The 3,771-nt window shown below is 53.2% G+C and carries 6 tRNA genes and 2 rRNA genes; all 8 read right to left on the reverse strand.

Annotation, left to right across the window (positions count from 1 at the left end):
• Positions 1-34 precede the first annotated feature (34 nt).
• Positions 35-111: transfer RNA gene (locus ACFVYI_RS42285), tRNA-Asp, on the reverse strand.
• 4 nt (positions 112-115) lie between these two features.
• A tRNA-Met gene (locus tag ACFVYI_RS42290) sits at positions 116-192 on the reverse strand.
• Between the two features lie 15 nt (positions 193-207).
• Positions 208-283 (reverse strand) — tRNA-Val (locus ACFVYI_RS42295).
• Positions 284-286: 3 nt separating this feature from the next.
• A tRNA-Glu gene (locus ACFVYI_RS42300) sits at positions 287-358 on the reverse strand.
• Between the two features lie 28 nt (positions 359-386).
• Positions 387-477 (reverse strand) — tRNA-Ser (locus tag ACFVYI_RS42305).
• A 3-nt stretch (positions 478-480) separates the two neighbouring features.
• Positions 481-555: transfer RNA gene (locus tag ACFVYI_RS42310), tRNA-Asn, on the reverse strand.
• A 9-nt stretch (positions 556-564) separates the two neighbouring features.
• Positions 565-680, reverse strand: a 5S ribosomal RNA gene (gene rrf, locus ACFVYI_RS42315).
• Positions 681-730: 50 nt separating this feature from the next.
• Positions 731-3,660 (reverse strand): 23S ribosomal RNA (locus ACFVYI_RS42320).
• Positions 3,661-3,771 lie beyond the last annotated feature (111 nt).

Below are 3,771 nucleotides of genomic sequence, written 5' to 3' on the forward strand. Positions count from 1 at the left end.
GTCTACCAACTGAGCTACCGAGCCTTTTTATAAATGGCGGTCCGGACGGGACTCGAACCCGCGACCTCCTGCGTGACAGGCAGGCATTCTAACCAACTGAACTACCGGACCATTTTGGTTGCGGGGGCAGGATTTGAACCTGCGACCTTCGGGTTATGAGCCCGACGAGCTACCGAACTGCTCCACCCCGCGACGATATAAAAGATATGGTGGAGGATGACGGGCTCGAACCGCCGACCCTCTGCTTGTAAGGCAGATGCTCTCCCAGCTGAGCTAATCCTCCATATGACCCGTACGGGATTCGAACCCGTGTTACCGCCGTGAAAGGGCGGTGTCTTAACCGCTTGACCAACGGGCCATATGAAGTCAGCATCATATTTTCCTAATGGCGGAGAAGGAGGGATTTGAACCCTCGCGCCGCTTACGCGACCTACACCCTTAGCAGGGGCGCCTCTTCAGCCACTTGAGTACTTCTCCATATGGCTCCACAGGCAGGATTCGAACCTGCGACCGATCGGTTAACAGCCGATAGCTCTACCACTGAGCTACTGCGGAATGAAGTCTGCCTGGCGATGTCCTACTCTCACAGGGGGAAACCCCCGACTACCATCGGCGCTGAAGAGCTTAACTTCCGTGTTCGGTATGGGAACGGGTGTGACCTCTTCGCTATCGCCACCAAACCATTGAGAGTGTTCTCTCAAAACTAGATAACAGTAAGCATACATTCAAATTGGTTAAGTCCTCGATCGATTAGTATCTGTCAGCTCCATGTGTCGCCACACTTCCACCTCAGACCTATCAACCTGATCATCTTTCAGGGATCTTACTTCCTTGCGGAATGGGAAATCTCATCTTGAGGGGGGCTTCATGCTTAGATGCTTTCAGCACTTATCCCGTCCGCACATAGCTACCCAGCGATGCCCTTGGCAGAACAACTGGTACACCAGCGGTGCGTCCATCCCGGTCCTCTCGTACTAAGGACAGCTCCTCTCAAATTTCCTGCGCCCGCGACGGATAGGGACCGAACTGTCTCACGACGTTCTGAACCCAGCTCGCGTACCGCTTTAATGGGCGAACAGCCCAACCCTTGGGACCGACTACAGCCCCAGGATGCGATGAGCCGACATCGAGGTGCCAAACCTCCCCGTCGATGTGGACTCTTGGGGGAGATAAGCCTGTTATCCCCGGGGTAGCTTTTATCCGTTGAGCGATGGCCCTTCCATGCGGAACCACCGGATCACTAAGCCCGACTTTCGTCCCTGCTCGACTTGTAGGTCTCGCAGTCAAGCTCCCTTGTGCCTTTACACTCTGCGAATGATTTCCAACCATTCTGAGGGAACCTTTGGGCGCCTCCGTTACATTTTAGGAGGCGACCGCCCCAGTCAAACTGCCCACCTGACACTGTCTCCCCGCCCGATAAGGGCGGCGGGTTAGAAGGTCAATACAGCCAGGGTAGTATCCCACCGATGCCTCCACCGAAGCTGGCGCTCCGGTTTCCAAGGCTCCTACCTATCCTGTACAAGCTGTACCAAAATTCAATATCAGGCTGCAGTAAAGCTCCACGGGGTCTTTCCGTCCTGTCGCGGGTAACCTGCATCTTCACAGGTACTATAATTTCACCGAGTCTCTGGTTGAGACAGTGCCCAAATCGTTACACCTTTCGTGCGGGTCGGAACTTACCCGACAAGGAATTTCGCTACCTTAGGACCGTTATAGTTACGGCCGCCGTTTACTGGGGCTTCAATTCGCACCTTCGCTTACGCTAAGCGCTCCTCTTAACCTTCCAGCACCGGGCAGGCGTCAGCCCCTATACTTCGCCTTACGGCTTCGCAGAGACCTGTGTTTTTGCTAAACAGTCGCCTGGGCCTATTCACTGCGGCTCTCTCGGGCTTGCACCCTAACAGAGCACCCCTTCTCCCGAAGTTACGGGGTCATTTTGCCGAGTTCCTTAACGAGAGTTCTCTCGATCACCTTAGGATTCTCTCCTCGCCTACCTGTGTCGGTTTGCGGTACGGGCACCTCTCACCTCGCTAGAGGCTTTTCTTGGCAGTGTGGAATCAGGAACTTCGCTACTATAATTCGCTCGCCATCACAGCTCAGCCTTCACGGGAAACGGATTTGCCTATTTCCCAGCCTAACTGCTTGGACGCGGATATCCAATACCGCGCTTACCCTATCCTCCTGCGTCCCCCCATTGCTCAAATGGTGAGGAGGTGGTACAGGAATATCAACCTGTTATCCATCGCCTACGCCTTTCGGCCTCGGCTTAGGTCCCGACTAACCCTGAGCGGACGAGCCTTCCTCAGGAAACCTTAGGCATTCGGTGGAGGGGATTCTCACCCCTCTTTCGCTACTCATACCGGCATTCTCACTTCTAAGCGCTCCACCAGTCCTTCCGGTCTGGCTTCACAGCCCTTAGAACGCTCTCCTACCACTGTTCGAAGAACAGTCCGCAGCTTCGGTGATACGTTTAGCCCCGGTACATTTTCGGCGCAGAGTCACTCGACCAGTGAGCTATTACGCACTCTTTAAATGGTGGCTGCTTCTAAGCCAACATCCTGGTTGTCTAAGCAACTCCACATCCTTTTCCACTTAACGTATACTTTGGGACCTTAGCTGGCGGTCTGGGCTGTTTCCCTTTTGACTACGGATCTTATCACTCGCAGTCTGACTCCCAAGGATAAGTCATTGGCATTCGGAGTTTGACTGAATTCGGTAACCCGGTAGGGGCCCCTAGTCCAATCAGTGCTCTACCTCCAAGACTCTTACCTTGAGGCTAGCCCTAAAGCTATTTCGGAGAGAACCAGCTATCTCCAGGTTCGATTGGCATTTCACCCCTACCCACACCTCATCCCCGCACTTTTCAACGTGCGTGGGTTCGGGCCTCCATTCAGTGTTACCTGAACTTCACCCTGGACATGGGTAGATCACCTGGTTTCGGGTCTACGACCACGTACTCATGCGCCCTATTCAGACTCGCTTTCGCTGCGGCTCCGCATCTTCTGCTTAACCTTGCACGGGATCGTAACTCGCCGGTTCATTCTACAAAAGGCACGCCATCACCCGTTAACGGGCTCTGACTACTTGTAGGCACACGGTTTCAGGATCTCTTTCACTCCCCTTCCGGGGTGCTTTTCACCTTTCCCTCACGGTACTGGTTCACTATCGGTCACTAGGGAGTATTTAGCCTTGGGAGATGGTCCTCCCGGATTCCGACGGAATTTCACGTGTTCCGCCGTACTCAGGATCCACTCAGGAGAGAACGAAGTTTCGACTACAGGGCTGTTACCTTCTATGGCGGGCCTTTCCAGACCTCTTCATCTACCTCGTTCCTTTGTAACTCCGTATAGAGTGTCCTACAACCCCAAGAGGCAAGCCTCTTGGTTTGGGCTATGTTCCGTTTCGCTCGCCGCTACTCAGGAAATCGCATTTGCTTTCTCTTCCTCCAGGTACTTAGATGTTTCAGTTCCCCGGGTCTGCCTTCTCATATCCTATGTATTCAGATATGGATACCACTCCATTACGAGTGGTGGGTTTCCCCATTCGGAAATCTCCGGATCAAAGCTTGCTTACAGCTCCCCGAAGCATATCGGTGTTCGTCCCGTCCTTCATCGGCTCCTAGTGCCAAGGCATCCACCGTGCGCCCTTTCTAACTTAACCGTTAAAAAGAATCACTACGTGATATCTTGCATTACTAATTGAATGTGAATTACTTCTGTTATCTAGTTTTCAAAGAACAACGCATAGGACATGCTAACACATGCGTTGCCA

Origin of the sequence: Kitasatospora sp. NPDC058218, assembly GCF_042882445.1 — a bacterium.
In the GTDB taxonomy this organism is placed as follows: domain Bacteria; phylum Actinomycetota; class Actinomycetes; order Streptomycetales; family Streptomycetaceae; genus Kitasatospora.